23 protein-coding genes are annotated in these 25,666 nt (G+C 72.3%); 22 read left to right on the forward strand and 1 reads right to left on the reverse strand.

All coding sequences use genetic code 11. The annotated features are described in order from the left end of the window. Nucleotides 1-46 precede the first annotated feature (46 nt). The 21 genes from WG209_RS00890 (at nt 47) to WG209_RS00990 (ending at nt 23,691) form a co-directional block, all read left to right on the forward strand. Nucleotides 47-1,249 carry an anhydro-N-acetylmuramic acid kinase gene (locus tag WG209_RS00890; RefSeq protein WP_337173100.1) on the forward strand — a complete coding sequence of 401 codons (1,203 nt, stop codon included), beginning with the start codon at nt 47-49 and terminating at the stop codon, nt 1,247-1,249. A 27-nt stretch (nt 1,250-1,276) separates the two neighbouring features. Then, nucleotides 1,277-2,230 (forward strand): ADP-ribosylglycohydrolase family protein, encoded by a 954-nt coding sequence (locus WG209_RS00895; RefSeq protein WP_337173101.1) that lies wholly within the window; start codon nt 1,277-1,279, stop codon nt 2,228-2,230. A gap of 467 nt (nt 2,231-2,697) precedes the next feature. Further along, the gene (locus WG209_RS00900) at nt 2,698-3,357 is read left to right on the forward strand and encodes a transposase DNA-binding-containing protein (protein WP_337173102.1); all 660 of its coding nucleotides are present in this window, start codon (nt 2,698-2,700) and stop codon (nt 3,355-3,357) included. Nucleotides 3,358-3,535: 178 nt separating this feature from the next. Then, on the forward strand, nt 3,536-4,405 hold the full coding sequence (locus WG209_RS00905; protein ID WP_337173103.1) for a Uma2 family endonuclease: 870 nt from the start codon (nt 3,536-3,538) through the stop codon (nt 4,403-4,405). Between the two features lie 96 nt (nt 4,406-4,501). After that, nucleotides 4,502-5,524, forward strand: coding sequence for a Gfo/Idh/MocA family oxidoreductase (locus WG209_RS00910; RefSeq protein ID WP_337173104.1), 1,023 nt, complete (start codon nt 4,502-4,504; stop codon nt 5,522-5,524). 3 nt (nt 5,525-5,527) lie between these two features. After that, the gene (locus WG209_RS00915; protein WP_337173105.1) at nt 5,528-7,180 is read left to right on the forward strand and encodes a glycosyltransferase family 39 protein; all 1,653 of its coding nucleotides are present in this window, start codon (nt 5,528-5,530) and stop codon (nt 7,178-7,180) included. A gap of 57 nt (nt 7,181-7,237) precedes the next feature. Continuing rightward, entirely contained in the window at nt 7,238-8,143 is a 906-nt protein-coding gene (gene ftsY / locus WG209_RS00920) for a signal recognition particle-docking protein FtsY (RefSeq protein ID WP_337173106.1), read from the forward strand. Nucleotides 8,144-8,293: 150 nt separating this feature from the next. Further along, on the forward strand, nt 8,294-9,787 hold the full coding sequence (locus WG209_RS00925) for a hypothetical protein (RefSeq protein ID WP_337173107.1): 1,494 nt from the start codon (nt 8,294-8,296) through the stop codon (nt 9,785-9,787). Next, on the forward strand, nt 9,784-10,413 hold the full coding sequence (locus tag WG209_RS00930; RefSeq protein WP_337173108.1) for a FliG C-terminal domain-containing protein: 630 nt from the start codon (nt 9,784-9,786) through the stop codon (nt 10,411-10,413). Before WG209_RS00925 ends, WG209_RS00930 begins: the two co-directional genes overlap by 4 nt. 64 nt (nt 10,414-10,477) lie before the next feature. After that, nucleotides 10,478-10,981: a flagellar biosynthetic protein FliO gene (locus WG209_RS00935; protein ID WP_337173109.1), complete on the forward strand. Its 504-nt coding sequence runs from the start codon at nt 10,478-10,480 to the stop codon at nt 10,979-10,981. Beyond that, entirely contained in the window at nt 10,978-11,796 is an 819-nt protein-coding gene (locus WG209_RS00940; protein ID WP_337173110.1) for a flagellar type III secretion system pore protein FliP, read from the forward strand. The genes WG209_RS00935 and WG209_RS00940 overlap by 4 nt, the downstream gene beginning before the upstream one ends. Before the next feature lie 18 nt (nt 11,797-11,814). Next, a complete protein-coding gene (locus WG209_RS00945) occupies nt 11,815-12,081 on the forward strand; it encodes a flagellar biosynthetic protein FliQ (protein ID WP_337173111.1) in 267 nt (88 codons plus the stop codon). A 22-nt stretch (nt 12,082-12,103) separates the two neighbouring features. Beyond that, complete coding sequence (locus WG209_RS00950; protein ID WP_337173112.1) at nt 12,104-12,865, forward strand: flagellar biosynthetic protein FliR; 762 nt, start codon at nt 12,104-12,106, stop codon at nt 12,863-12,865. Nucleotides 12,866-12,889: 24 nt separating this feature from the next. Continuing rightward, nucleotides 12,890-13,918 carry an EscU/YscU/HrcU family type III secretion system export apparatus switch protein gene (locus tag WG209_RS00955; RefSeq protein WP_337173113.1) on the forward strand — a complete coding sequence of 343 codons (1,029 nt, stop codon included), beginning with the start codon at nt 12,890-12,892 and terminating at the stop codon, nt 13,916-13,918. Nucleotides 13,919-14,095: 177 nt separating this feature from the next. Beyond that, nucleotides 14,096-16,333 carry a flagellar biosynthesis protein FlhA gene (locus WG209_RS00960; RefSeq protein ID WP_337173114.1) on the forward strand — a complete coding sequence of 746 codons (2,238 nt, stop codon included), beginning with the start codon at nt 14,096-14,098 and terminating at the stop codon, nt 16,331-16,333. Beyond that, the gene (locus WG209_RS00965; protein ID WP_337173115.1) at nt 16,330-17,358 is read left to right on the forward strand and encodes a flagellar GTP-binding protein; all 1,029 of its coding nucleotides are present in this window, start codon (nt 16,330-16,332) and stop codon (nt 17,356-17,358) included. The genes WG209_RS00960 and WG209_RS00965 overlap by 4 nt, the downstream gene beginning before the upstream one ends. A 355-nt stretch (nt 17,359-17,713) precedes the next feature. Beyond that, nucleotides 17,714-18,490: a FliA/WhiG family RNA polymerase sigma factor gene (locus WG209_RS00970; RefSeq protein WP_337173116.1), complete on the forward strand. Its 777-nt coding sequence runs from the start codon at nt 17,714-17,716 to the stop codon at nt 18,488-18,490. Between the two features lie 269 nt (nt 18,491-18,759). Further along, a complete protein-coding gene (locus WG209_RS00975) occupies nt 18,760-20,190 on the forward strand; it encodes a UTP--glucose-1-phosphate uridylyltransferase (protein ID WP_337173117.1) in 1,431 nt (476 codons plus the stop codon). Nucleotides 20,191-20,236: 46 nt separating this feature from the next. Beyond that, a complete protein-coding gene (locus WG209_RS00980) occupies nt 20,237-21,961 on the forward strand; it encodes a S26 family signal peptidase (protein ID WP_337173118.1) in 1,725 nt (574 codons plus the stop codon). A gap of 109 nt (nt 21,962-22,070) precedes the next feature. Next, nucleotides 22,071-22,715 carry an RNA polymerase sigma factor gene (locus WG209_RS00985; RefSeq protein ID WP_337173119.1) on the forward strand — a complete coding sequence of 215 codons (645 nt, stop codon included), beginning with the start codon at nt 22,071-22,073 and terminating at the stop codon, nt 22,713-22,715. Between the two features lie 4 nt (nt 22,716-22,719). Then, nucleotides 22,720-23,691: a hypothetical protein gene (locus tag WG209_RS00990; RefSeq protein WP_337173120.1), complete on the forward strand. Its 972-nt coding sequence runs from the start codon at nt 22,720-22,722 to the stop codon at nt 23,689-23,691. A gap of 326 nt (nt 23,692-24,017) precedes the next feature. Here WG209_RS00990 and WG209_RS00995 read toward each other — a convergent pair whose 3' ends face one another. Beyond that, nucleotides 24,018-24,584 (reverse strand): hypothetical protein, encoded by a 567-nt coding sequence (locus WG209_RS00995; RefSeq protein WP_337173121.1) that lies wholly within the window; start codon nt 24,582-24,584, stop codon nt 24,018-24,020. Nucleotides 24,585-24,952: 368 nt separating this feature from the next. On the opposite strand from WG209_RS00995, the gene WG209_RS01000 reads away from it, so the two are divergent. Beyond that, nucleotides 24,953-25,615, forward strand: a complete 663-nt coding sequence (locus tag WG209_RS01000; protein WP_337173122.1) for a uracil-DNA glycosylase family protein — start codon at nt 24,953-24,955, stop codon at nt 25,613-25,615. Nucleotides 25,616-25,666 lie beyond the last annotated feature (51 nt).

The raw sequence follows: 25,666 nt of genomic DNA on the forward strand, positions 1-25,666 counted from the left end.
GGACGGCCCCACGGCCGATGGACGCGACGACGGAGTCCCAAGCAGCATGAGCGCGATCGCCGAGATGTTGGCCTCCCGGACGCGGAAGCCGTCGCGGGTGGTGGTGGGGATGATCTCCGGGACCAGCGCCGACTCGATCGACGCGGCGGTCTGCCGGGTCCACGGCTCCGGCCTCCCATCGGCGGATCGTCCCGGGGCGAGGGTCGACCTGCTCCACTACGCGGAGTCCCCCTATCCCGCCGAGACCCGCGCCCGGATCCTCGGCCTGAAGGACTGGCGGGTGCGCGACGTCGCCGAGATGGGCGTGCTGGTCGCGGAGGCGTTCGCCGACGCGTTTCGCGCGGCGGTGGACAGGGCGGGGCTCTCGCCGGGCGACGTCGACCTGATCGGCTCGCACGGCCAGACGGTCTATCATCACAGTTCGGTGCCGGGCGCGATCGGCGCGACGCTCCAGGTGGGGGACGGCGACGTCCTGGCCGAGCGGACCGGCGCCCTGGTCATTGCCGACTTCCGCATGCGCGACATCGCGGCCGGCGGCGAGGGGGCGCCCATCTCGCCCTTCGCCGACATCATCCTGTACGCCCCCCGCGAGCCCGAGTCCGCCCCCGAGCGCCGGGCGGTGCTCAATCTGGGGGGGATCGCCAACGTCACCGTGCTCGACCCCGACCCCTCGAAGGTCTTCGGCTTCGACACCGGCCCGGCGAACTCGCTGCTCGACCGCCTGGCCCGGCGCGTCACCGGCGGGGCGCTCGCCTGCGACCGCGACGGGGCGCTCGCGCGGGCGGGGCGGGTCGACGAGGCGCTCGTGGCCCGGCTCCTGGCCGAGGACGAGTACCTGGCTCGGCGACCGCCGAAGTCGACCGGGTTCGAGATGTACGGCGACGCCTTCGTGGAGCGCGCCGGGGCGCTGCTGGGCCGGTTCGACGCCGACCTGATGGCGACCCTGACCGAGTACACCGCGCGGACGGTGGCCGACGCCTTCGCCCGGTTCGTGCCGCCGGTCGTCGAAGTGATCGGGGCCGGCGGCGGCGTGAGAAACCCCGCGCTGTTCGGCCGGATCGCCGAACTGCTCGCCCCGGCGCGGCTGCTGCTGGGGGACGATCGCGGCGTCCCCGGCGACGCTCGCGAGGCCATGGCGTTCGCCGTGCTGGCCCACGAGGCCCTCTTCGGCCACCCCACGTCGCTGCCGTCCGTAACCGGCGCCCGCCGCGCGGCCGTGCTGGGGAAGTTCTGCCCGCCCGGGGCCTGAGCCGGCGCTCACCACGAGGAGACGGACATGGGGACGAAATCGACGGATGCCGCGACGACGGACCGGCGACGCGGGGCGCTGGTCGGGATGGCGGTGGGGGACGCGCTGGGGGCGGCGGTGGAGTTCCGCCCGCCGGGGACGTTCGCGCCGGTGGTCGGTTATCGCGACGGCGGCCCCCACGGCCTCGCCCCCGGGGAGTGGACCGACGACACCAGCATGGCCCTCGCCCTGGCCGACAGCCTGGCGACGGCCGGGTGGGACCTCGACGATCAGGCGGCCCGCTACCTCAAATGGCGGCGCTCCGGAGCGTACTCGGTCAACGGCCGTTGCTTCGACGTCGGCATCGCGACGAGCCTCGCCCTATCGCGGTTCGAGTCGGGCCGCGACGCGAGGACGTCGGGCAACCCGGCGGAGTCCGCCAGCGGCAACGGCTCGATCATGCGGCTGGCCCCGGTACCAATTCGCCACGCCGGACTCCATCCCGACCGGGCGGAAGACCTGGCGCGGCTGGGCGCCGAGTCGAGCCTGCCGACGCACGCCAGCCCGCAATGCCTCTCGGCCTGCCGCTACCTGGCCGTCGTGCTGGCCGCGTTGATCCTGGGGGAGGACCGCGACGAGGTGCTGTCCCCGGGCTGGCCGTCGCTGAGGCGGATCGAGGCGGCCGAGGCGCTGCACCCCTTGATCCGAGAAGTCGCCGCCGGGAGCTTCCGCCACCAGGCCCCGCCCGAGATCCGTGGCTCGGGGTGGGTGGTCCAGAGCCTGGAGGCGGCGCTCTGGGCGTTCCACGACGCCGCGAGCTTCGAGGAGGCCGTCCTCCGCGCCGTCAACCTCGGCGACGACGCCGACACCACCGGCGCCGTCTGCGGCCAACTCGCCGGCGCTTTTTGGGGCGAGTCGGCCATCCCATCCGACCTTCGCCGAGGCCTCGCCCGCATGGACATGATCGATGAAGCCCTCGCCGGCCTGCTGAGCCAGGGATGATCCGGGGATGCCTTTCCATTTTGGCGAATCGAGAACGCGTCGGCCGGAGGGGAGGGCACCCACGAGGGGAGCCCCCGCGGGACAAGGGCGGACTTCCACGCGGCCACTTCGAGTTTAACGGAGGGCGGAACGTCCATTTTCCGCTGACGGATCGATGAAACTACGGTACGAATTCCCCCCTGACAAAGTACGGAAGGGTATTCGTTGGCTCGAAGTGGAGGAAGGCGACGGCGGCGCGTACGTATTCCAGTACGAAGACATCAACTTGCCATGCAAGTGGGACAACTACGCGAACATTGAGGAGGCGTTGTCCGACTGGGAAGAGGCGGGCGTGAGCAGGTCGGACTGGCACGAAATTACGTGACGCGGCATGTGCGGGGAATTCGTCGCGCCCGAGGTGGCGGACGTTCGGTTATTGTCGCGGTGATGCCACGGGCGGCCTCAATCCTTCGGGCGGAGCCGAGGTCATGGGGTCGTGGGTCGATCAGGAGCTGGCCGGCTACGAGTTCGCCGACGCCCGACTCGGCAAGCGGTTCGGGATCCTGATGGGGCAGTTGTCTCGGGGCATCGGCCGGACAATCCCGCTGGCGCGCGGCGACTGGGCGGCCACCAAGGCCGCGTACCGCTTCCTCGACAACGACCGCGTGGACGAGGCCGACATCCTCGCCGGACACTTCGCCGCGACGCACGAGCGATTCGCGGCGGTCGACGGCCCGGTGCTCGTGCCGCGCGATACCACCGAGTCTTCCTTCACGCGCGAGCACGCCGAGGCGATCGGCCTGACGCACAAGGTCGCTCAGGGGCAGATTGAAAGGCCCCTCGTGAGTGCCCCACCCGCTCACCCCGAGCCGGGCGGGTCCGGCGAAAAATATCACCGGAAAGCTGAAATCACCGACCGGCCGCCGCGGACTGTTATGGGAGATCGTGGAGCCCGTTCTTTGAAAACCTGGAATCGGTGGGACGAGCGAGAGCACGCCGTCGCGTCGCATGAGCCACGACAGCCGAGCCGCGACCAGTCCCGGGCGCGCCGTCGGATGGTCGGGTTGCCCGCGACCATGGCCTCCCCCGGCGGGGATCGAGAAATGCATTCGAAAACGACGAACGAAGCCAACTCGATTTTCGGGTAAGGTGACTCAAGTCAATGAGTTGCGCGAAATCGCTGGGAGTCTCGCGATGACGAACGAAGCCAACGGCGGGCGACCCATCTCCCAGCCGCCGCCGGGACGTCAACTGGCGGGCCCGGACGATTCGTGCTAGATATGATCTGAACGCTTGTCTTGGCCTCGAAGCGCGGGAGTCCTCGCCATGAGCACCGCCCAGCCGGGCCCTCGGTCGTGGATGCGGGATCTGAGCTACATCGACCCGTATGAGCCGGAATACCCCTCCAGCGACGGCAGGCCGATGGCCGAGAGCACCACCCAGTTCCGCTGGATCGTCACCATCAAGGAGGGGCTCGACGCGCTTTTCGCCGCGTACCCCAACGTCTTCGTCGCCGGCGACCTCCTCTGGTATGCCACCAAGGGGGACAAGACGGACGTGATGGCCCCCGACGCCATGGTCGTCTTCGGCCGTCCCAAGGGAGACCGGCGATCCTATCGCGAATGGGTCGAGGACGGAGTCGTCCCGCAGGTGGTCTTCGATGTCGCCTCGCATACGAACACGCCGGACGAGATGGCCGAGAAGCGGCGTCGTTACGACTCGCGCGGCGTCGAGGAGTACTACTTCTACGACCCGGAGAGCGGCGACTTCGAAGGCTGGCTGCGGCGTCCCGACGGCCCGCGGCCCATCAGCGCGGACGGCTGGACCAGCCCTCGGCTGGGGGTCACCTTCAAGGCCCCCCCGCGGAAGGAGGCGTTGGTGATCCTCGACCCCGAGGGCCGACCGTTCCGGACCTTCGGCGAGCTGGCGAAGGACGAGAAGGCGGCGCGGAGGATCGCCCGCGCGGAGCGTCGCCGCCGCCGGGTCGCCGAGCGCCTGACGGAATCCGAGCGCCAGCTACGCGCGGAGGCCGACCTTCGCGCCGAGTCGGACCGTCGCCTTCGCGAAGAGGCCGAGCGTCGGGCGGAGGCCGATCGACGGATCCGCGAGGAGGCCGACGCCCACGCCGCCGCATTGAGGGATCAGGTCGAGAGGATGGCGGCGATGCTCCGCGAGCGGGGCATCGATCCGAGCTGAGGCCCGTCGGCCGTCGCTCCGGGTGGCCGCGAGTTGGGGGAATTGATAACCTCTTGGGGACGGAGGGGACCGACGGCTGGCTCTGGAGGCTAGGTCTTGGAGGACGCGACGAGGCCGGAACGGCTGCGGGTCGGGGTCGTCGGCCTGGGTCGGCTGTGGGAAAGTCGCCACAAGCCGTCGCTGGCGCGGCTCCACGACCGCTTCCGCGTGACGGCCGTCCACGATCAGGTGGCCCGCCGCGCGGAGATCGAGGCGGCGCAGCTCGGCTGCGCGGCGAGCGAGGGGCTCGCGGCCCTCATCGCCCGGCCCGACGTGGACGTCGTCTACCTGACGGCCCCCCAGTGGTTCGGCCTCCATGCCGCCTTCCTCGCCTGCGACGCCGGCAAGCCCATCTACTGCGCCCTGCCGCTTTCGGCCGACCCGCGGGAGCTGGAGCGACTGGCGACGCGCGTGGAGCAGTCCGGCGTCCCGTTCATGCCCGAGTTCGCCCGCCGCTGCTACCCGGCGACGATCCGCCTCCGCGAGCTGCTGGGGACGACCCTCGGCCGGCCGCGCCTGGTCGTCGGCCAGTCTCGAATCCTCGGCTTCGACCGCTACGCCCAGCCCGGCCCGACCGCGCAGCTCGCCCCGGCGCCGCTGGCCGTGGACCCGGGGAGCTACCTGCTCGACTGGTGCTCGTTCATCTTCGGCGCGTGCCCGACGACCGTCTCGGCGTTCGGCTCCCAGGTCCTCCCGGGCCGCGCCCGGAGCGCCGACGATCGCGACTTCGACTCCTTCGCCGCCCGCGTCCCCGACGGCGGCACGGCGCAGGTCTCTTACAGCCTGTACCACCGGGCCGAGTGGGGCGATGCCGGTCGCTTCCTCCCCCCTTCCGGCATCCAGGTGTTCGCCGAGCGCGGCGTGGCCTGGTTGGAGATGCCCGACCATATCCAGTGGTGGGACGCCGAAGGCCCCCACGAGGAACGCCTCCCCGTGGAACCGACCGTCGGCGACGTGCTCAACGACCAGTTCCACCGGCTCGTCCAAGGCCTCCCCTCGCAGGCCCCGACGATCCGGGACGCCCTGGAGGCCGCCCGGCTGGTCGCCGCGATGGAACGCGGCCGGGCCGGGGAGGGCTGACCCGTGCGACGCCATGCTGCAGCGGCCGCGACCCTGGCCGCGGCGGTCGTCGGCTGGCTCCTCGTCTGGGCCGCGGCCGTCTCCTCCTCGGCGACCTACGACGAGACGACCTACCTCAACGCCGCCGCCCGGTGGTGGCGAACCGGCGACCCCGTCGGGATCACCCGGATGGGCACGCCGAACCTCTTCTGGAAAGCCCAGCTCGCGCCGACGTACCTGGCCCTGGACCTCTCCGGACGCGGCGACCTGATCGCCGATCAGCCCGGACGCCAGGCCGAGCTGCTGCCGATCGCGCGGCTGGGGGCGTCCTGGATCTGGCTGGCCGGGCTCGCCGTCTCGGCCCTCTGGGCGCGGAACCTCAACGGCCCCTGGGCGATGGCGTTCGCGGCGTGGCTCTACGCCCTGAGCCCGAACCTGATCGCGCACGGCTCGCTCGTGACGATGGAGGTGCCGCTGACCGTCGCGACCGCCGCGACGTTCCTGGCCTTCGGCTCGTTCCTGGCGACCGGCCGCCGCCGCTGGTTCTGGGCGTCCGCCGCGCTCTGCGGGCTGGCGTTCGCCTGCAAGTTCACGGCGATCGTCTACCCGCCGATCCTGGGCGTCGTCTGGTGGCTGCACGACCGCTCCCGGCGCGCGCTGCTTCGGAAGGGGCTGGCCATGGCCGGGTTCGTCGCGGCGATGCTCGCGGCCGACTTCGCGCTGACGGGCTTCGCGACCCTCCCGTTGAGCCCCCACGTCGGCGACCACCCCAGCGCGACGGGCCGATTCGCGGGGCTGATTTCGCGGGCGTACGAGACGCCGATCCCCCAGGACTGGGTGGGTTTCGCGACCCAGATGAAACACCAGGCCACCGGCGGCCCGAGCTACCTGCTGGGCGAGCGCCGGATGTGGGGATGGCGGCACTACTACCTCGTCGCCCTGGCGGTGAAGGTGCCGCTGGCGTTCTGGCTGCTGGCGGGCGCCCGGTTCTTCCGAGACGGCCTCCGCAACTGCCTGACACGCGAGCCCGACAAGGGTCTGTTGCAGGCGGCGTTGCTGTTCTTCCTCGTCGCCTCGATCGGGTCGTCGCGGAACTACGGCGTGCGCTACCTGCTGCCGATGGCGCCCCTGGCGATCGTCTGGCTCTCTCGACTGGCAAGCGACGCCGCCCTTGCCGGCGTCCGGGGTCGCGCGGCGCGGGTCGTCGTGTCGCTGGGGCTGATCGGTCAGGCGATCGCGGTGGCGAGCGTCTTCCCCCACGAGCTGACCTATTTCAACCCGCTGGCCGGCGGCCGGGGCGGCGGCCGGTACGTGCTGGCGGACTCCAACCTGGACTGGGGCCAGGGCCTGCGCTCGTTGCGGCGGCTCCAGGACGAGCGCCCGGAGTTCCGCGACCTGACCCTCTACTACTTCGGCGACGTCGACCCCGCCGCGTATGGCGTGGCGGGGGTCCATCACGTCGTCGACGCCGTGGGAGCATGGCCGGAGCCCCCGCCGTTGGAATCGGCGACGACCGGCTACCTCGGGGTGTCGGCCTCGCTCCAGCATGGCCCCTGGGGGCCGGACGGCTTCTTCCGGCCGCTCGACGGGCGGGTGCCCGTCGCGACGACCGACGACGGGACCATCGCGGTGTATCGCGTCCGGCCGCCGGTTCGGCTGATGTCCGACCTGCCCTGATGTTACGATGACGGGTCGGCATGGTCGGACGCGAATAGGCGAGACGGAAGGGCGGACATGGCGATCAAGGGGATCCTGGAGCGGTTCAAGAAGGGGCTGGCTCGCACGGCGCGGCTGTTCGACGTCCGGTCGTGGTTCGGGCGCAAGGTGGACCAGGCGTTCCTGGACGAGCTGGAAGGCCGGCTCATCCAGGCGGACGTCGGCGTCGTGGCGACGGCGCGGATCATCGACTCGGTGCGCGAGGCGTTCGCCGAGAAGACCGCCGACGAGAACCTCGTCGCGCTGGTGAAGCGGCAGCTCAAGGAGCTGCTGGACGAGCCGGGCGTCGAGACGCTGGCGGTCGCGGCGAAGAAGCCGAGCGTCTACCTGATCGCCGGCGTGAACGGCTCGGGCAAGACGACCTCCATCGCCAAGCTGGCGCAGCGGCTGCGCGACGAGGGGAAGTCGGTCTGCCTGGCGGCGTGCGACACCTTCCGCGCCGCGGCGGCCGACCAGCTCTCCATCTGGGCCGGCCGCGCCGGCTGCGAGATCGTCCGCGGCGCGCCGGGGGCCGACCCCGCCAGCGTCGCCCACGACGCCTGCCAGCGCGCCCTGGCGCGGGGCTCCGACGTGCTGATCGTCGACACCGCCGGCCGGCTCCACACGCAGACCCACCTGATGCGCGAGCTGGAGAAGATCGTCGGCGTCGTCCGCCGCCAGATCCCCGGGGCGCCGCACGAGGTGTTGCTGGTCATCGACGGCACCAACGGCCAGAACGCCATCCGCCAGGCCGAGGTCTTCACCAAGAGCATCGGCACCACGGGCGTCATCCTGACGAAGCTCGACGGCACGGCCAAAGGGGGCGTCGCGGTGGCCGTCCGGCAGACCATGAAGCTCCCCATCAAGTTCGTCGGCGTGGGGGAGGGCATCGAGGACTTCCAGCCCTTCGACGCCGACGCCTTCGTGGAATCGCTGTTCGCCTGAGCCCGGCCGGGCCGTCGCGCCGGCCGCGATTGACAGCGCCGGCGGAATGTGGATAACACGGTCGCCCCGCGACGCGCCGGGGGCGTCGGCCCAGGGACGGGCCCGGACGCCGCGGCGCCCATGCGTCGGGGGCGGACCCGTGGAGGATGGATGGCGACCTTCCGCATCGACGCGATCGGCGCGACGCCGGCCCGGCTCCGCTCCTGGCTCGACCGCGCCCGCAAGGCGACGTCCGACCGGCCGGCGGCGGCGAGGCTCGGCCTGCTGGCCCTGCTGGCGGGGACGCTCGCCGTGGCGGGATGCCTGGCCGCCTGGTCGGTCGCCCCGGCCGACCGCGTGCCGCTGGCCTCGGGCCGGTCGTTCCGCAAGGTCGACCTGGAGAAGATCGAGCGGGCCTTCCAGTCGCGCGGCCTCGATTACGCGATCGACGGCCGCCGGGTGATCGTCCCGAGCCGGTCGGCCGACGTCGCCGCGGAGGTCGTCGCCAAGCTGGACCTCGGCCCCCGCACCCCCGACGAGCTACGCGAGGGCTCCGCCCCCTCCTCCTGGCTGTTCGAGTCCTCCCGCGAGCGCGACGAGCGGCTCCAGCGCGATCGGGCGAAGGTCTTCGAATCGATCATCGACGGCCTGCCGGGCGTCGAAAGCTCCTTCGTCTCGCTCCCCGTCCGCGAGCGGTCCCGCCCCTCCGCGAAGCTCGCCGCGAAGCCGACCTGCCTGGTCCAGGTGAGGACCGAGTCCGGCGCGGAGCTGTCGCCGGGGACGGTGGAGTCGATCATCTCGATCCTGGCCGCCGCCTCCCCGGGGCTGACGCGGGAGTCGTTCTGGATCGGCGACGGCGAGGGGCGGATCTACCGCGACCCCGCCCAGCCGGACCTCGCCGCGCAGTCGAGCAACCGCGCCCGCGAGGAGGAGCTGACCCGCCGCATCATGGACAAGCTCTCATGGATCAAGGGCGTCCTCGTCCTGGTCCAGCTCGAGGACGCTCCCTCCGAAGCCGAGCCGCTCCCTCCCCCCGCGCCGAGGCGCGAGCCGGGGGTGTCGGTCGGGCTCAACCGGGCGATGGAGGTGGACGCCGACGAGCCGGCCCCGCGGATCGACGACCTGGTCCCGGCCCTCGTCGCGACGAGCGAGCCCACCCGGAAACGTGGCGGGGCGTGGGTGTTCGTGCCGCGGAGCCATTACTACGACGTGAGCCGCCACCCCGGCGGCGGCCAGCCGTCGCACGAGGACTACATCGCGAACAAGAACAAGACCGAGCAGGTCATCCAGACGACCGTGAGGCTGGCCTCGACCGAGGGCGACGTCGACTGGGCGCCGACGATCGTCGACGTGCTGCCCGACGAGATGCCGGCCGAGGGCCCCTCGCCGGCCGCGGCGGCGGGCTCGCGGCGATCGGCCCGCGAGTGGGCCGTGGCGGGGGGGGCGGGCGCGGCGGCGGCGGCCCTGGTGGCGCTGGGGACTTGGGTCCTCGGCCGGCAGCCGACCCGGAAGGCGGCCCCCAGGCGCGGCGAGACCCGCTACCATCGCGGCTCGCCCGGCACTCCGGCGCCCACCGAGCGGGTGCTCGAATTCGTGCGTCGCAACCCCGAGGCGGCCTTCAGCGTCCTGAACCGATGGACGGTCCAGGGTGGGGGTAAGTCATGAGCGCCACGTCGTCCCCGTCCGCGTCATCCCGGCCCATGCCCTGGCGCGAGGACCCCGCCGAGCCGCCGCGAGGCCCGTCGGCCGGCCCGGGTCCCACGCCCGCCGAGCCCCCCTCGGCCGCGTCGATCCCGCCGCTGCGCAAGGCGGCGATCGTGCTGGTCAGCCTGGAGCAGTCGGTCTCGTCGCAGATGCTCGCGCACCTGGACCAGGAGGCGGTCGAGGCCGTCACCTGGGAGATCGCCCGGATGGACCGAGTCGACCCGGAGGAGCAGGCCGTGGTGCTGGAGGAGTTCCTCGGCATGGGCCTGCGCCGGCTCTGCTTCGTCTTCGAGGACGTCCTCCGAATGGGGGACGCCGAGATCCGCGCCGCCTTCCACTCCGAGGACGCCGAGGCCTGGGCGCTGGCCCTGGCGGGCTCGGCCCCGCCGCTGCGGGCGAAGGTGCTGGGGGCGCTGAACGCCTCGGCCGCCCTGGTGCTCCAGCGCCACCTGGAAGGCCTGGGCCCGTTCCGCCTCTCCGACACCGAGGTCGCGCAGGTGGAGGTCGCGGAGCGGATCCGCATCCTCTACGACCAGGGCGCGATCGACCTGCCCGACCCCAGCGGCCGGGAGGAAGTCCTCGTCTGAGCGCCCGCGAATCCCGACGCCCGCGCACCCCCGACCGGCTCCGCGACGACCGAAGGAACCTCGCATGGCCCGAGCCAAGATCCTGCTGATGACGCTCGCCCTGATCCTGGGGGCGGCTCCCTCCCTCCCGGCCCAGGACGTCGCGGCGGACGACGAGGCGAGGCCCGGCCGCACGCTGGCCGCCGAGCGGTCGCGCAAGGCGTCGCGGGCGCCCGTCTCGCAGGCGTGGTGGCTCGGGACGACCGTGATGATCCTGGCCCTCGGCGGCGCGGGCGCGCTCTGCGTGGCCGCGCGCAGGCAGTGCTCGAACGGCGCGGCGGTCAAGCTCCAGGTCGTCGGCCGGGTCCACCTCCCGCCGCGGCACGCCGTCTTCGCCGTGAAGGCCGGGGGCCGGACGCTGCTCATCGGCACCGGCCCGCAAGGCGCCCCCACGCTCCTCGGCGAGTTGGACGACGAGCCCGCGGAGGCTCTCGCCCAGGCCCAGTCCCCGGCCGTGACCGTCGCCGCCCCCCATGCCCCGATCCACCCCCGGCCCCGCTTCGACGTGCGGATCGGAGACGAGTCATGAGGCGAGCCGCGCGCGCCCTGGCCGCCTTGCTGCTGCTCCTCGCCGGGCCCGCCTCGGCGCAGACCGCGCCGGCCCCGGAGGCGCGGCGGCCCGAGCCGGTCTCGCGGATCAACCGGCCGGCGGAGGTCCACGAGCCGCCGCCGCGAGCCCAGCCGCCGCCGATCGCGGCCGACGCCGCTCGCTCCGTCCAGACGGTCGTGATGTTCGGCGCGGCGTCGCTGCTGCCGGTCGCGCTGCTGATGATCACGCCGTTCGTGCGGATCAACATCGTGCTCATCCTGCTGCGTCAGGCCCTGGGGAGCCCGCAGGCGCCGGGGAACCAGGTGCTCATGGCCCTGGCCTTGCTGCTCAGCGCCATCGTGATGCGGCCGGTCGCCGAGCGGGTGTACAACGACGCCGTCGAGCCGTACATGAACGGCGAGGCTGGGGCCGCCGCCGCGTGGGACGCGGGGTCGGGACCCATCAAGGAATTCATGGTCGATCAGATCGACCGGAACAACCACCACGACTACCTGACGACCCTGCGCGAGCGGGCCCACCCGGAGTCTCCGGCGACGGCCGGGGAGGATTTCGACCTGGGCGTGGTGGCGCCGGCCTACATCCTCAGCGAGCTGACGACGGCCCTGAAGATCGGCTTCATGCTCTACCTACCGTTCCTGGTGATCGACCTGGTGGTCTCGGCGGTGCTGGCGGCGATGGGGCTGTTCATGCTGCCGCCGACGCTCGTCTCCACCCCCGCCAAGCTCATCGTCTTCGTCCTGGCCGACGGCTGGCTCCTGGTGGCCGACATGCTGCTCGCCGGGCTCTCGGGCTGACCCCAGGGAGGGGGCCGCATGGACATGGATCAGGCGATCGACTGGACCCGCGAGGCCCTCCGGCTGACGCTGCTGCTGGGGGGGCCGCTCCTGGCCGCCGCGCTGGTGACGGGCCTCGTCGTGAACATATTCCAGACGATGACGCAGCTCAACGAGCCGGTCATCGGCCTGGCGCCCCGTCTGGTGGCCGTCGCGGTGGCGACGCTCGTCCTCCTGCCGTGGCTGGCGTCGCGCTGGATCGATTTCACGGTCGACCTCATCGGTTCGATCCCCGACCTGCTCTAGCCGCGACGAGGCCCCGGCCCCGATGGGCGAACTCCCGATCGACGTGATGTGGCTGATGGCGAACGCGCCGGCGCTCGCGCTGGTGACGGCGCGGACGGCGGGCGTCTGCTTCACCGCGCCAGTGCTCGCCGCCCCGGGGCTGGGCTGGCGGTTTCGCGTCGTGATGGCCCTGGCGCTGGGAGGCTGGACGGCCCCCCTGGCGCTGGGCTCGATCGGCGCCCCGGCGTCCGGGATCGGCCTGGGCTGGATGGCCGCGAACGAGGCGATCGTCGGCGGGTTGATGGGGCTCTCGGCGTCGCTGGTCGTCGCCGGGGCCCGGCAGGCGGGCGAGTTGGTGTCATCCCAGGCGGGGCTGGCGACCTCCGCGCTGTTCGACCCGGAGACGGGCGAGGAATCGACGCCGCTGGGGCATCTCTACGGCCTGATCGCGCTGGCGGCGTTCCTGGCGATGGACGGCCCGCTGATGATCCTGGACTCCCTCCTGCGCAGCTTCGAGACGGTGCCGGTTGGCGGGCTGGCGATGGGTCGCGAGTCGGCCCAGGCGCTGTTCTCCCAGACGGCCGAGGCGTTGAAGCTGGCCCTCCGCGCCGCGGCCCCCCCCGGGGTGGCGCTGGCGGCGGCCGGCGTGGCGCTGGGATGGCTGGGGAGGCTCGCGCCGAGCGTCCCCCTGATGGCGCTGTCGCTGCCCATCCGCGCGACGCTCGGCGTGGTCCTCGTCATGGCGAGCCTCGCCGGCCTGGTCGCCTGCCTCGACGACGCGTGGCTCGCCTGGGCGGACGGCTGAAACCGAGGCAAGGGGGCTGGTCCGATGTCCGAGGATCGCACGCAGGCCGCGTCGCCGCGTCGCCGGCAACTCGCCCGCGAGCAGGGGAAGGTCGCGCACAGCCCGGAGCTCAGCGCCGCGGTCGGCTGGCTCGTGGCCGTGGCGCTGCTGGCGTGGCGGGAGTCGTCGTTGATCGGCTCGCTGGTGGACGTGGCGCGGGTTCCCCTGATCGATCCCGGCGCGAGCCTGGAAACCGCGGGGGACCTCGGCCGGCTGGCGTGGGGCGTCGCGGCGACGGTCGCGCCGCCGTTCGCAGTCATGATCGCGGGCTTCTCCCTGGGGGCGACCGCGGCGCACATGATCCAGACGCGCGGGATGTTCTCCCCGGCCCTGCTCGCGCCCGACTCCGCGAGACTCTGGCGCGTGGGGCAGGGGGGAGGGATCGGCGCGAAGCTGGAGCGGTCCGTCTGGTCGATCGTCAAGGCGGTCGTCCTGACCTTCGTGGCCTTCTGGGGCCTGCGCTCGTGCTGGGGGGAGCTGCAAGGGCTCGCGTTCCAGGACTTCCCGACGGCCGTTCCCGCCGCGATGGCCATCCTGCGCGCCCCGGCCTGGGCCCTGGCGGGCGCGATGGTCGTCGTGGGGATGGTCGATTACGGCCTGCGGCTCGCGCGGTTCGAGGCCATGCTCCGCATGTCGCCGGAGGAGCAGCGCGAGGACCAGAAGTCGCTCGACGGCGACCCCAAGGTACGGGCCTCGCGACGGCGGATGGCGCAGGCGCTCCGCGACGAGACGCCGGAGCTGCTGGCGGGTGCGACGCTCGCCCTGGTCGGCGACGCCGGGCTCGTCGTGGTGCTGAGCGGCGGCCCGCCGCCGCGCAAGGTGTTCGCGCGGATCTCGGCGCGGGGGAGGACCGCCGCGACGATCCGCCGGGCGATCCGGCAGGCCAAACTGCCGGAGGTGGAGGCGCCCCAGCTCGCCCTGCGAATCGCCTCGTCCCCCGCGGCTTCCCCACGCGCGGCGATCGCCGATCCGCTGCTGATCGCCCAGCTTCGCGAGGCCTGGCCGCGGGGCTGATCCGACGGCCCCGGAGGGCCATTCGCCCTGGACAGGCCGGGGCCTCGGGGGTATCGTCCCCGCACACATCAAGCGGGCCATTCCGGCCGGTCGGGGGTAAGTTGGGCGGGTGTTTCTCGGGGTCGCGGGGATGGTCCGCGCGCCGCGTCTTCTCGGTCTTCGTCAGGAGCGGTTCGGATGCCTTCGTCGAACTCCGGTGAATCCGCCTGGCGCGGCCTCGCGAGCCTGATCCTGCCGATCACGATCGTCGGCGCGGTCCTGGTCTTCGTCGTGCCGGTCCCCCCGGCCGTGCTCGACCTGCTGCTGGCGGCGAACCTCACGCTGGCGGTCCTGATCCTGCTGACGACCCTGGGCATCCGCTCGCCGCGGGAGTTCAGCGCGTTCCCGACGCTCCTCCTCACCACCACGCTCACGCGGCTGGTGCTGAACGTCGCGACCACGCGCCGGATCCTCACCCACGGCGGCGACATGGGGATCGACGCGGCCGGGACGGTCGTGAGGGCGTTCGGCGAGTTCGTCGCCGGCGACCAGGTGCTCGTCGGCGTGATCCTGTTCGCGATCCTCGTGGTCATCCAGTTCGTGGTTATCACGAAGGGGGCGACGCGCATTAGCGAGGTCGCCGCGCGGTTCATGCTGGACGGCCTGCCCGGCCGCCAGATGGCCATCGACGCCGACCTCCACGCCGGGATCATCGACCAGCACCAGGCGCACGCCCGCCGCGAGGACGTCTACCGCCAGGCCGACTTCTTCGGGGCGATGGACGGCGCCGGCAAGTTCGTCCGGGGCGACGCCGTGGCCGGCGTGGTCATCCTGATGGTGAACATCGCGGGAGGCCTGTTCATCGGCGTGGCCCAGCAGGGGATGCCCTTCGACCAGGCCGTCGAGGTCTACACCAAGTTGACCATCGGCGACGGCCTGGTCAGCCAGATCCCCGCGTTCCTGATCTCGCTGGCCGCCGGGCTGATCGTCACCCGCTCGTCCACCTCCACCGACATCGGCCGCGACGTGGTCTCGCAGCTCACCCGCAACCCCAGCGTCATGGGGGTCTCGTCGGGCTTCCTGGCGATCCTCGCGCTGACGCCGCTCCCGAAGGCGCCGCTGCTGATCCTCTCCGCGGCCCTGGGCTATCGGGCCTATCGCCTGCGGGGGACCATGCCGGCCGACGAGGAGGAGGCCGAGGCCCGCCCCGCCCCGCGACGCTCGCCGACCCACGCTCGCCCGCACGCCGAGGCACCCCGCGCCGAGGCCGAGGCCCCCCGCGCGGCCGAGCCGGCGCGGCCGGCGGGCGACCCGCCGTCGGACGACATGACGGACCTGCTGCACGTCGACCTGCTGGAGCTTGAGATCGGCTACCGGCTCATCAGCCTGGCCGACTCCACCCGCGGCGGCAACATGCTGGAGCGGCTGCGGACCGTCCGCCAGAGCGTCGCCCGCGAGCTGGGGCTGATCGTCCCGCAGGTCCGGATCCACGACGAGATCGGCCTGACCGCGCACGAATACCGCGTGAAGATCCGAGGCACCGTGGTGGGCACGGGCAGCGCCTACGCCGGCAGGCTCCTGGCCATCCCCCCCGCTGGCGCGGGGGAGCGCCCCGAGGGGCGCGAGGTCGTCGACCCGGCGACCGGCCGCGACGCCGTGTGGATCCACGCCGAGGGCCGCGAGGTCGCCGAGCTGGCCGGCTGCAAGATCATGGAAGCCTCGGCCGTCGTGGCGGCCCACTTCGGCCAGATCGTCCGCAACCACGCCGACGAGCTGCTGACCCGAGACCAGATCGAGCGGCTCCTGGATCGCGTCCGGGCCACGGCCCCGACGCTGGCCAACGAGGTCGTCCCCGGGCTGCTCCGGCCGGGCGAGCTGCAACGGCTGCTGCAGAACCTGCTCCGCGAGCAGGTCAGCGTCCGCGACCTGGAGACGATCCTGGAGACGATGGCCGTCCACGCCGGCAAGACCAAGGACGTCGCCGCCCTCACCGAGCTGGCCCGCCAGAGCCTGGCGCGGCAGATCACCGAGAGCCACCGCTCGGACGACGGCCGGCTGCGGGTGGTCACGCTCTCGCGGGAGCTGAACTCCCGGCTGGCGGCCGTCGCGGCCGAGTCGGACGCCCACCCGTCGGAGGCCCTTGGGGACGAGACCGTCCGGGGCATCCTCCGCGCCGTGGCGCTCGGGGTCGCCGCGCTGGTCGACGCGGGCCTGCCGCCCATCGTCCTGACCACCGCTTCCGCCCGGGCCGTCCTCAAGGATCTCACCCGCGCCGACCTCCCCCGGCTGATCGTCCTCAGCCAGCGGGAGATCCCCCGCGACACCCCCGTCGAGGTGCTGGGGACGATCGTCGAGGAGGCCGACGAGGCCGACGACAGCGACGACGCGCCGGCCGTCGACCCGGTGCGGTTCGCCACCACCGAGGCGTTCGCATGAGCGCCGCGGTGCCCGCCGGACGGGCGACCGAAACGAGCGGCCCGCGGACCTATCGCGGCCGGACGATGCGCGAGGCCTTGGCCCGCGTGCGCCGCGACCTCGGCGGCGACGCCGTGATCCTGGCGGCCCGCGAGGTCAGACGCCGCCGCCTGTTCGGCCTCGGCGACGGGGCGGGCGTCGAGGTTGAAGCGTCCTCGGCGCCGGAAGGCTCGGCCCCGGCCCGGTTCGCGGTCGAGGCGTGGCCCCCGGCGACGCCCGAGCCGGCCGCGATCTACGCGAGGCTCCTGGAAGCCGACGCGCCCGAGCCGTTCGCCCGGCTGCTGGCCCGCGCCGCCGCCGCCGCCACGCCCCCGGACGACGCGGCGTCGGCCGCGCGTCGCGCCCTGGAGGACGCGCTGGCCGTCGCCCCGCCGATCCGCCCCGTCCCCGGCACGCGCCGGGTCGTCGCCCTGGTCGGGCCGACGGGCGTCGGCAAGACCACGACGATCGCGAAGCTGGCCGCGGCTCTCAAGCTGAAGCAGGGGGCGAGCGTCGGCCTGCTGTCGGCCGACGGCCGCCGGATCGGGGCCCACGAGCAGTTGCGGGCCTTCGCCGACCTTCTCGACGCGCCGATGGCCGTCGCCGACGGCCCCGACGCGGCCCGCGCCGCGCTGGGCGTGCTCGAGGGGATCGACGTGGTCCTGGTCGACACGCCAGGGGTCCCCCCGCGGGACTCGACGCGGGTCGCGGAGCTGGCCGGGCTGCTGGCCGCGCTGCGGCCGGACGAGATCCACCTGACGCTGGCGGCGCCGACCTCGGCGCGGGGCCTGCGCGCGGCCGTCGATCGGCTCGCGCCGGCCCGGCCCGACCGCTTGATCTTGACCAAGCTCGACGAAGCCGAGACCCTGGGGCCGCTCCTGGCCGTCCTGGGCCGGGCCGACCGCGCCGTCAGCCACCTGACGACCGGGCCGGCCGCGCCGGACGATCTGGAGGCGGCCACGCGGGGCCGGCTCGCCCGCCTGATCCTCGGCGAGGAGGCCGCCTGAAGCATGTCGCGCGACCCACGACGACGGAGGAGGCCCATGGACGACCCGGCCGGGGATCCCTGGCGAACGATGACCACCGGCCCCCCCGGCTGATCGCGGGGCGATCGTCCGGATTATCCGGGCGATGCGGCTCAAGACGGATGGGCCGGTCGTCCGATGAGTATAGAGGATCGAGTTCCTTGAATGGCGAGGGGCGGGGGCGGAGACGCCGGACGCCGCGGGCCGGGCCCTCAACGGGGGCCGGGGCCGCGACGCTCGGGGCCACGGCCACGAACGACGGGGGAGCCGCACCGAGGCCCCCCCGGAGCCCGCACAGGGATGTGCGTCCCTTCGCGCAGCCGACACGGAGGTCAGGATGGCAACCAAGGTGGATGTGGATGTGACCGAACTCTGGCGGGAGTTCAAGGAACAGCCCACCACGGAACTGCGGAACCAGTTGGTCGAGCGCTACTTGGCCCTGGTCAAGTACAACGCCGAGCGCATCTGGCAGCGGCTTCCCGAGGGGGTCGACCTCGACGACCTGATCTCCGCGGGCGTCTTCGGCCTGATGGACGCCATCGACGCCTTCGACCTGACGCGCGGCGTCAAGTTCGAGACCTACTGCGTCCCCCGCATCCGCGGCGCCATGCTCGACGAGCTGCGCACCATGGACTGGGTCCCCCGCCTGGTGCGCTCCAAGGCCACCAAGATGGAGGAGGCCCGCAAGGAGCTGGAGGCCCGCCACGGCCGGCCCCCCACCGACGTCGAACTGGCCGAGAGGCTCGGGCTCCCGATGGAGGAGTACGAGAAGATGGCCAGCGACGCCAACGCCGTCGGCCTCATCAGCCTCAACAAGAAGTGGTACGAGACCGACAGCTACAAGGACGTCCGCGAGATCGACATCCTCGAGGACAAGAAGGGGGAGGACCCCACCCGCCGTCTCCAGCGCAAGGATCTGATGCGCATGGTGACGAAGGGGCTGAACCGCAACGAGCGCCTCATCATCATCCTCTACTATTACGAGGAGCTGACGATGAAGGAGATCGGCGCCACGCTCGACCTGAGCGAATCGCGGGTCTCGCAGATGCACTCGTCGATCATCCAGCGGCTCCAGTCGCAGCTCTCCCAGCGCCGCCCCGAATTCGGGACCTGAGCCGCCGCCAGGCTCGACCCGCCCCGACCACGGCTGCGTCGGGGCCCCCCCCGACGATGGGGCTCGAACCGATCCCGTTCCATCCGATCCGATCCGCGCGTCCCGCCCCCCGCCCCTCGGGCACCCCCGAAGGCCGGGGGGCGGGATCGCGCGCGCCGGGACGTGATGCCCCCGACGCGGCGAGATGGTACCATCGTGGGGGACGGGGCGGGTCGGCGCGGGCTGGCCGACGCGGCCCCGCGAGCGACCCACGAGGAGCGCGCCGCGCGATGGCAATGAAGCAGGATCTGGCGGGACGATTGGAGAAGCACGGGCAGGAACACCTCCTGCGCCATTGGGGATCGCTGGACGACGCGGGCCGCGCGGCGCTCGCGGCGGAGATCGAGTCCATCGACCTCGATCAGCTCTCCCGGCTGATCGCCGAGCTGGTGAAGGGGGCGGCGACGACGCCCGACGTGGTCGACGCCGATCGCGCCCGCCCGAGCGAGGTCGTCCGCATGCCCCACACCGACTCCGAGCGCGCCGACCGCCGCCGCGCCGCCGAGATCGGCGAGGAGGCCCTGGCCGCCGGCGAGGTCGGCGTCGTGGTGGTGGCGGGGGGCTCCGGCACCAGGCTGGGCTTCCCCGGCCCCAAGGGGACCTTCCCCATCGGCCCGGTATCCTCCGCCAGCCTGTTCCAGATCCACGCGGAGAAGGTCGTCGCGCTGGGCCGTCGGCACGGCAAGCAGCCGCCGCTATACGTCATGACCAGCCACGAGAACCACGAGGCCACCGCCCGGTTCTTCGAGGAGAACGGCCACTTCGGCCTGGAGCGGGTCCGGTTGTTCGTCCAGGGTCGGATGCCGGCCGTCGACCTGGCCACGGGCGAGATCCTGATGTCGGCCCCCGGGCAAATCGCCATGAGCCCCGACGGCCACGGAGGCACGCTCGCCGCGCTGGCCGCCCCCGGCGAGGGGGGCGGGCCGAGCTGCCTGGAGGAGATGGCCGAACGCGGCGTGCGGACCCTCTTCTACTTCCAGGTCGACAACCCGATGGTCGAGGTCGCCTCCCCGGCCTTCATCGGCCTGCACCGCCGCGCCGACGCCGAGATGTCGCTGAAGGTCATCGAGAAGATCGACCCGGACGAGAAGGTGGGCGTCGTCGTCGAGGTCGACGGCCGGCCCCGGATCATCGAGTATTCCGACCTCCCGCGCCCGCTGTCCGAGGCCCGCCGCCCGGAGGGGCAGCTCGCCTACTGGGCCGGCAGCATCGCCATCCACGTCCTGGAACGCTCGTTCGTCGAGCGGCTGGTGGGCGTCCACCGCCTTCCGTTCCATCGGGCGGTGAAGAAGGTGCCATGCCTCGACCGCTCCGGCGAGCTGGTCGACCCGGCCGAGCCCAACGCCGTGAAGTTCGAGCAGTTCATCTTCGACGCGCTCCCCGAGGCCAAGGGCCACCTCGTCGTCGAGACCGACCGCGCGATCGAGTTCGAGCCGCTGAAGAACGCGGTGGGGCCCGACTCCCCGGCGACCGTCCATCAGCGGATGAGCGACCTGTTCGGCTCCTGGCTCGAACAGGCCGGGGCCGTCGTCCCGCGCCGCGACGACGGCAGCGTCCCCTTCGCCCTGGAGATCAGCCCCCTGTTCGCGCTCGACGCCCAGGCCCTGAAGGGCAAGGTCGAGGCCGGCACGGTCGTCGAGGGGCCGATCTATCTGAAATGATCCCGCCGCGGACGCAATCTCAGCACCTCCCGGACGAATTACTTCCATGAGCCGAGCGACGACCATTCCCGAAGAGGGCCCCGAGGCGGCGGCCCGGCGCGAGCGGCGGAAGAATCGGCGCGAGACGATCGAGTCGTTCGTGGTGGTCGTCGTCGGCTTCCTGGTCTGGAGCCTGGAGGCCGAGGGCTACGTCATCCCGACCGGGTCGATGGCCCCGACCCTGCTGGGCCGGCACAAGGAGGTCGAGTGCCCCCAGTGCGGCTGGACCTACCGGGTCAACGCCGACTCCGAGGTCGACTCCGGCGGCGACGGCGGCGCCACGGGCTTGCGAGTGAAGTGGGGAGTCTGCGAGAACTGCCGCCTCCCCGCCCGCGTCGACCACCTGCCTAGCTTCGCCGGCGACCGCGTCTACACCCTCAAGACCGGCGTCTCCGTCCCGTTCGCCCCCGGCCTCGGCCGCGAGGAGCCCCGGCGCTGGGACGTCACCGTCTTCAAGCTCCCGGAGGAGCCCTCGGTCCGCTACATCAAGCGGCTCGTCGGCATGCCCGGCGACCTCCTCCAGATCCGCCGCGGCGACATCTGGCGGAGCGAACTCGACGGGGGCGGGCCGCCGGCCATCCTCCGCCGTCCGCCCCGGCAGTCCCTCCAGGTGAACATCCCCGTGCACGTCGACGCCTATCGCCCCGGACGCCTCGCCGGCGACCCCCGATGGCGGCGCTGGGAAGGCTGGGACGAGGCCACGCCCGGCGCCTATCGCGCCGAGGCCGACGACGCCTGGCGCGAGCTGCGATATCGGCACGTCGTCCCGTCCCCCGAGCAGGCCGAGGCGATCGTCGAAGGGAGGGAGCCGGACACGCCGCCCCGCGCCAGCCTCGTCACCGACTTCTGCTCGTTCAACACCGACCTCGCCCCCCAGGGGCTCTCCCAGGTCCGGATCGCGACCCGGCCGTGGTTCCAGCCCCACTGGGTCGGCGACCTCGCCCTCTCGCTGCGCCTGGAAGTCGCCGAGCCGACGGGGGCGGTCCGCGTCGACCTGATCGAAGGGGGCGTCGTCCATCGCTGCGAGATCGACGCAGCCACCGGCCGGGCGACCCTCTCGCGCGACGGCCGGATCCTCGGGGAGGCCCCGACCGCGATCCGGGCCGGCGGCTCGCACGAATTGACCTTCGCCAACATCGACGACCGGCTGACGCTCTGGGTCGACGACGCGCTCCCCTTCGGCGACGGGCTGCCCTACGAGACGCGGTTCGACGACCCGCCGGCCCCGACCTTCGACGACCTGGAGCCGGCGCGGGTGGCGGCGCGAGGGACCTCGGCGACGGTGAGCGCCCTGGTCCTGAGGCGCGACGTCCACTACACGCGGGACCCCGGCGAGCCCGACTCCGACGACCTGCTGGAGTACCGGCTCAAGCCCCCCCAGGAGCTTTTCGACCTGCTCGCCGACCCGGACCGGTACGCCGCCCTGCGCTGGCGCGAGCCCCGCGAGTACCCGATCGAGGCGGGCCGTTACATGATGTTGGGGGACAACAGCTCGTGGAGCCGGGACGGCCGGGCCTGGACGCGGGTCGACCAGACGACGCCGACGGCCCCCGACCGCGGCTGGGACGAGTCGGGGAGGGAGAGCTGGGAGGTGCCGCGGTCGCTGGTGATCGGCCGGGCGTTCACGGTCTACTGGCCCCACCTCCGGCCGGCCTGGCCCGCCTTCCGGCTCGGCCCCGACCTCGTCCTGCCGGCGAGGCCTAACGTCGAGGCCATCCGCCGGATATACTGACGTCGGCGCCCCCGGCGGCCCGTCCCCCGCGCGACGGCCCGGGATTCCCCGGGCGCGGGCGTCTCTTCTGGGAGCCGGATCGAACCCTCGATCGTGACGGTGCGTAACCATGGTTAAGGTCATCGGGACGGAATCGGAGCGGGGCCTCGCCCACGAGACGGACGAGGAACTCATGCGCCGGTATCGCGACGCCGGTGACGAGAAGGTCTACAACGAGCTGGTCCATCGCTACGAGCGGGAGCTGTTCCGCTACCTGGCTCGATACACGGGCGACGCCTCGATGGGGGAGGACGTGTTCCAGAACACATTCCTCCAGATTCATCTGAAGCGCGGCCTGTACGAGGACGGGCGGCCGTTCCGGCCGTGGCTGTACGCGATCGCCACCCACCAGGCGGTCGACCTGCTGCGGAAGGCTGGACGACGACCGACCGTCAGCCTGGACCAACGCCTCTCCGCCCCCGGCGGGGAGGCCGACGCGGGCTCGCTGCTGGACATGCTCGTCAACGACGACGCCGGCCCGCTGGCCGGTCTCCAGGATCGGGAGCGCCGGGAGTGGGTCAGGGAGAGCGTGGAGAAGCTCCCGGACTTGCTGCGGCAGACCCTGATTCTGGCGTACCACCAGGATTTGAAGTATCGGGAAATCGCCGAGATCCTCAAGATTCCCGTGGGCACCGTGAAATCGCGATTGCACGCCGCCCTCGCCAAGCTCCAGCAGATGGCGAAGGCGGCGAAGCGAGACGGGAAAGAAGATTGACGCCATGAACGCCGACGAATTACTCGACTTCGCCCTCGGTCAGCTCGACGACCCGAGGCGGCGGGCCCTCGAGGAAGACGCGAGGCTGGATCCCGACCTGGACGCCCGAATCCAGGCGATCAGACGCGGGGTCGACGACCTCTGCGACGACGGCCTGGCCTACGCCCCGCCCCCCGGCCTCGCCGAACGCACGCTCGCCTTCGTCGCCCAGGCACCCGCCAACGACCCCGCCGTCCTCGACTACATCCCCACCCGCGTCCCCTTCCGCCTGGCCGACTTCGCCGTCGCCGCCAGCATCTTCATCGCCGGCCTGCTCACGCTGACGCCGGCGGTCCAGCGCTCGCGGGAGCGGATGGACCAGGCGGGCTGCGTCTTCAACTTGAAGCAGATCGGCCAGAGCCTGGGCGAGTACGCCACGATCCATCCGTCGTACCCGGCCCCTCCGGGCGACCGGGCCGACGCCCAGAGCGGGCTGTTCGCCGCCATGCTCCGGGGCGCGGGGCTCCTCCCCGACCTCGGCGTGCTCGACTGCCCCTACAACGGCCGCAACGACCTCGCCCACGCCCACAAGCTCGCCTCGTTCGAGCAGGCCGAGGAACTCCGCCGGACCGACCCGGCGTCCTACGAGAAGATGGTGAACTGGGACTACGGCTACAACCCCGGCTATCGCCACGCCTCCGGCCGCGTCGGCCCGATCTCGGCCCGGCCGGCGTCGCTGATCGCCGTCGTCGCCGACCAGCCCCCCGACGGCGTCCTGCTGGGTGACGTCGACCACAACAGCCCCAACCACTACGGCGCCGGCCAGAACGTCCTGTACAGCGACGGCGGCGTCCGCTGGCTCCGCTCCCGGCTCGTCGGCCCCGACGACCGCGACGTCTACCTCAACAACGCCCGCAAGCTGGAGCCCGGGGTCCACGATCAGGACTCCGTCATCCTCCCCCCCCGCGTCCCATTCGGGACCACCGCCGGCCGTTGACCCACCACGCTCGACCTCCGCGAGGCCCTCGACGACCCGTCGGGGGCCTCGCCGTTCGGCCCTCGCGGCGATCGGCGGAGTTGGCTTCGTTCGTCGTCGAGGCGTGCCCGCGATGGGCGACTTAAGTCCTTGACAGACCAGGGCTTGGTTGCGGTTTCGAGTTGGCTTCGTTCGTCATTTTCGAATGACGCGCGGCCACTCTGTCAAGTTGCTGGCCGCCCCGGCGAGGGGAGATGGGCCGGTGACGCCCGGGACGACGGCGCGTGCTCCCGACCCCGTCGGTGTGGGGTAAGCCGGACGCCGACGGTCGGATCATCGGCCGTGGATCAATGGCGGAACGAGACCAGGGACGCATTCCGGTTGATGCATTCCTTCAGGGTTTCCGCGTACTGCTCCATGTCCTCGGCGACATCCTCGGCGTCCGGCTCGCGGCCCGCGATGCCGCCGGTCAGCTTGCGGAGCAGGAACCCGCCGAGCGACCGCTTCGCCCTCGGCCTCGTCTCGGTGGCCAGCCTGTACTCCTCGGCCAGGTCGTCCCGCGACAGGTGGCCGATCTCGGGGAAGTCGCGACCCGTGTAGGGGATCGCCACCGGCGGGCCGCTGGCCACCAGCTTCGAGCGATAGGGGTGATCGCGCACGGCCGCCACGTCGCCCACGAGGAGCAACTCTCCGACATGCTCGCAGATCGCCTTCAGGGCGTATCCGTAGAGATGCTCCGCGACGGGCTCGTTCCGACATTCTCCCTGGATGATCTCTCGGAGCGCCCCCGTCTCCTCCTCGGTGAGGGACTCGCTCGATTTCACGACCGCCTCGAAAAGCCCCAGATCCTGCGACCCGAAGGTCGACCGAAGCCGCGGCAGATCCACCGCGTAAAACATGTGCGAGTAGCCCATGATGCTCCTTGAGTTGATCGAGGGCTCCGAAAAATGTGACGGGCGGCCGGGTTGACCGGCACCCGATCGAGTGGGACCAATCATGTCACGGCGTCGTGTCCAAAACCATGCCCGGCCGGGAAGAGGATGGGCGCTTCACGCCCGGTGAGTCCCGCGTCCAGGTCGCGCCCGCCCAACCTCCACGGCACTTCGCGCGGCCTTCCCGATCGCCCGGCGCGCGGATCGGCCCGGGCCGACCCCGATCGCGCCGGGGTTCCCTGGGTGACATCCGAATTGCCAAAGACTCGACGGTATTCGCCGTCGTCCGTATGATCTTCGCGCCGGGCCGGCGGATTTCAGGTTTGCAGTTCTTTTCGAGGAAGTTCCCCGTGCCGCACGCCAGGACCATTGAGCGGCTCATCGACGAGGCCGAGGCCGAGGCCAGCCGCGAGCCGTTCCCGGTCGACGAGCCGGTCTACCAGAAGGCGGGGCGCGACCCGTCGCGGCCGATCCTGTTCGCCGGGGCGCTCGACGCGCCCGTGGCGATCCTCGCCCGCGACCTGGGGCGGGACGAGGTCGCGGCGGCGCAGCCGCTGATCGGCGCGGGGGGGAAGCTGGTCCGGGCCGGGATCGTGGCGGCCCACGGCGGCGGGGAGCCGGAAGAGGCGTTGAAGTTCGCCCTGCTGACCAACACGGTCCCGTTCAAGCCGCCGGGGAACAAGGCCTACTCCGAATCGGTCCGGGCGCGGTTCCGGCCGTACGTTGCCGAGCTGCTGGCGCGGTTCTGGTCGGGCTCGCGGGTGCTCACACTGGGGACCGAGGCGTTCCGCTGGTTCGAGCCCTACGCCGAGGGGGGAACGTTCCCCGAATCGGCCGCGACCGACGCCCGGTTCGACGCCGAGTACCCCTGCCGCCTCCCGATCCCGGGGGGGGGCGACAGGGCCGTGATCGTCGCGCCGTTGCCGCATCCCTCGCCTCTGAATAGGCGTTGGTATTCACGGTTCCCCGAGATGCTGGCCCGGCGGCTGGCCGAGGGGGAAAGTTCCGCCTGATCGACGCCGGCGTCGATTTCTAGATGCCCTGTATGGAGGCGTGCGCATTCC

The sequence above is a fragment of the Paludisphaera sp. genome (assembly GCF_037189885.1).
Classification (GTDB): Bacteria; Planctomycetota; Planctomycetia; order Isosphaerales; family Isosphaeraceae; genus Paludisphaera.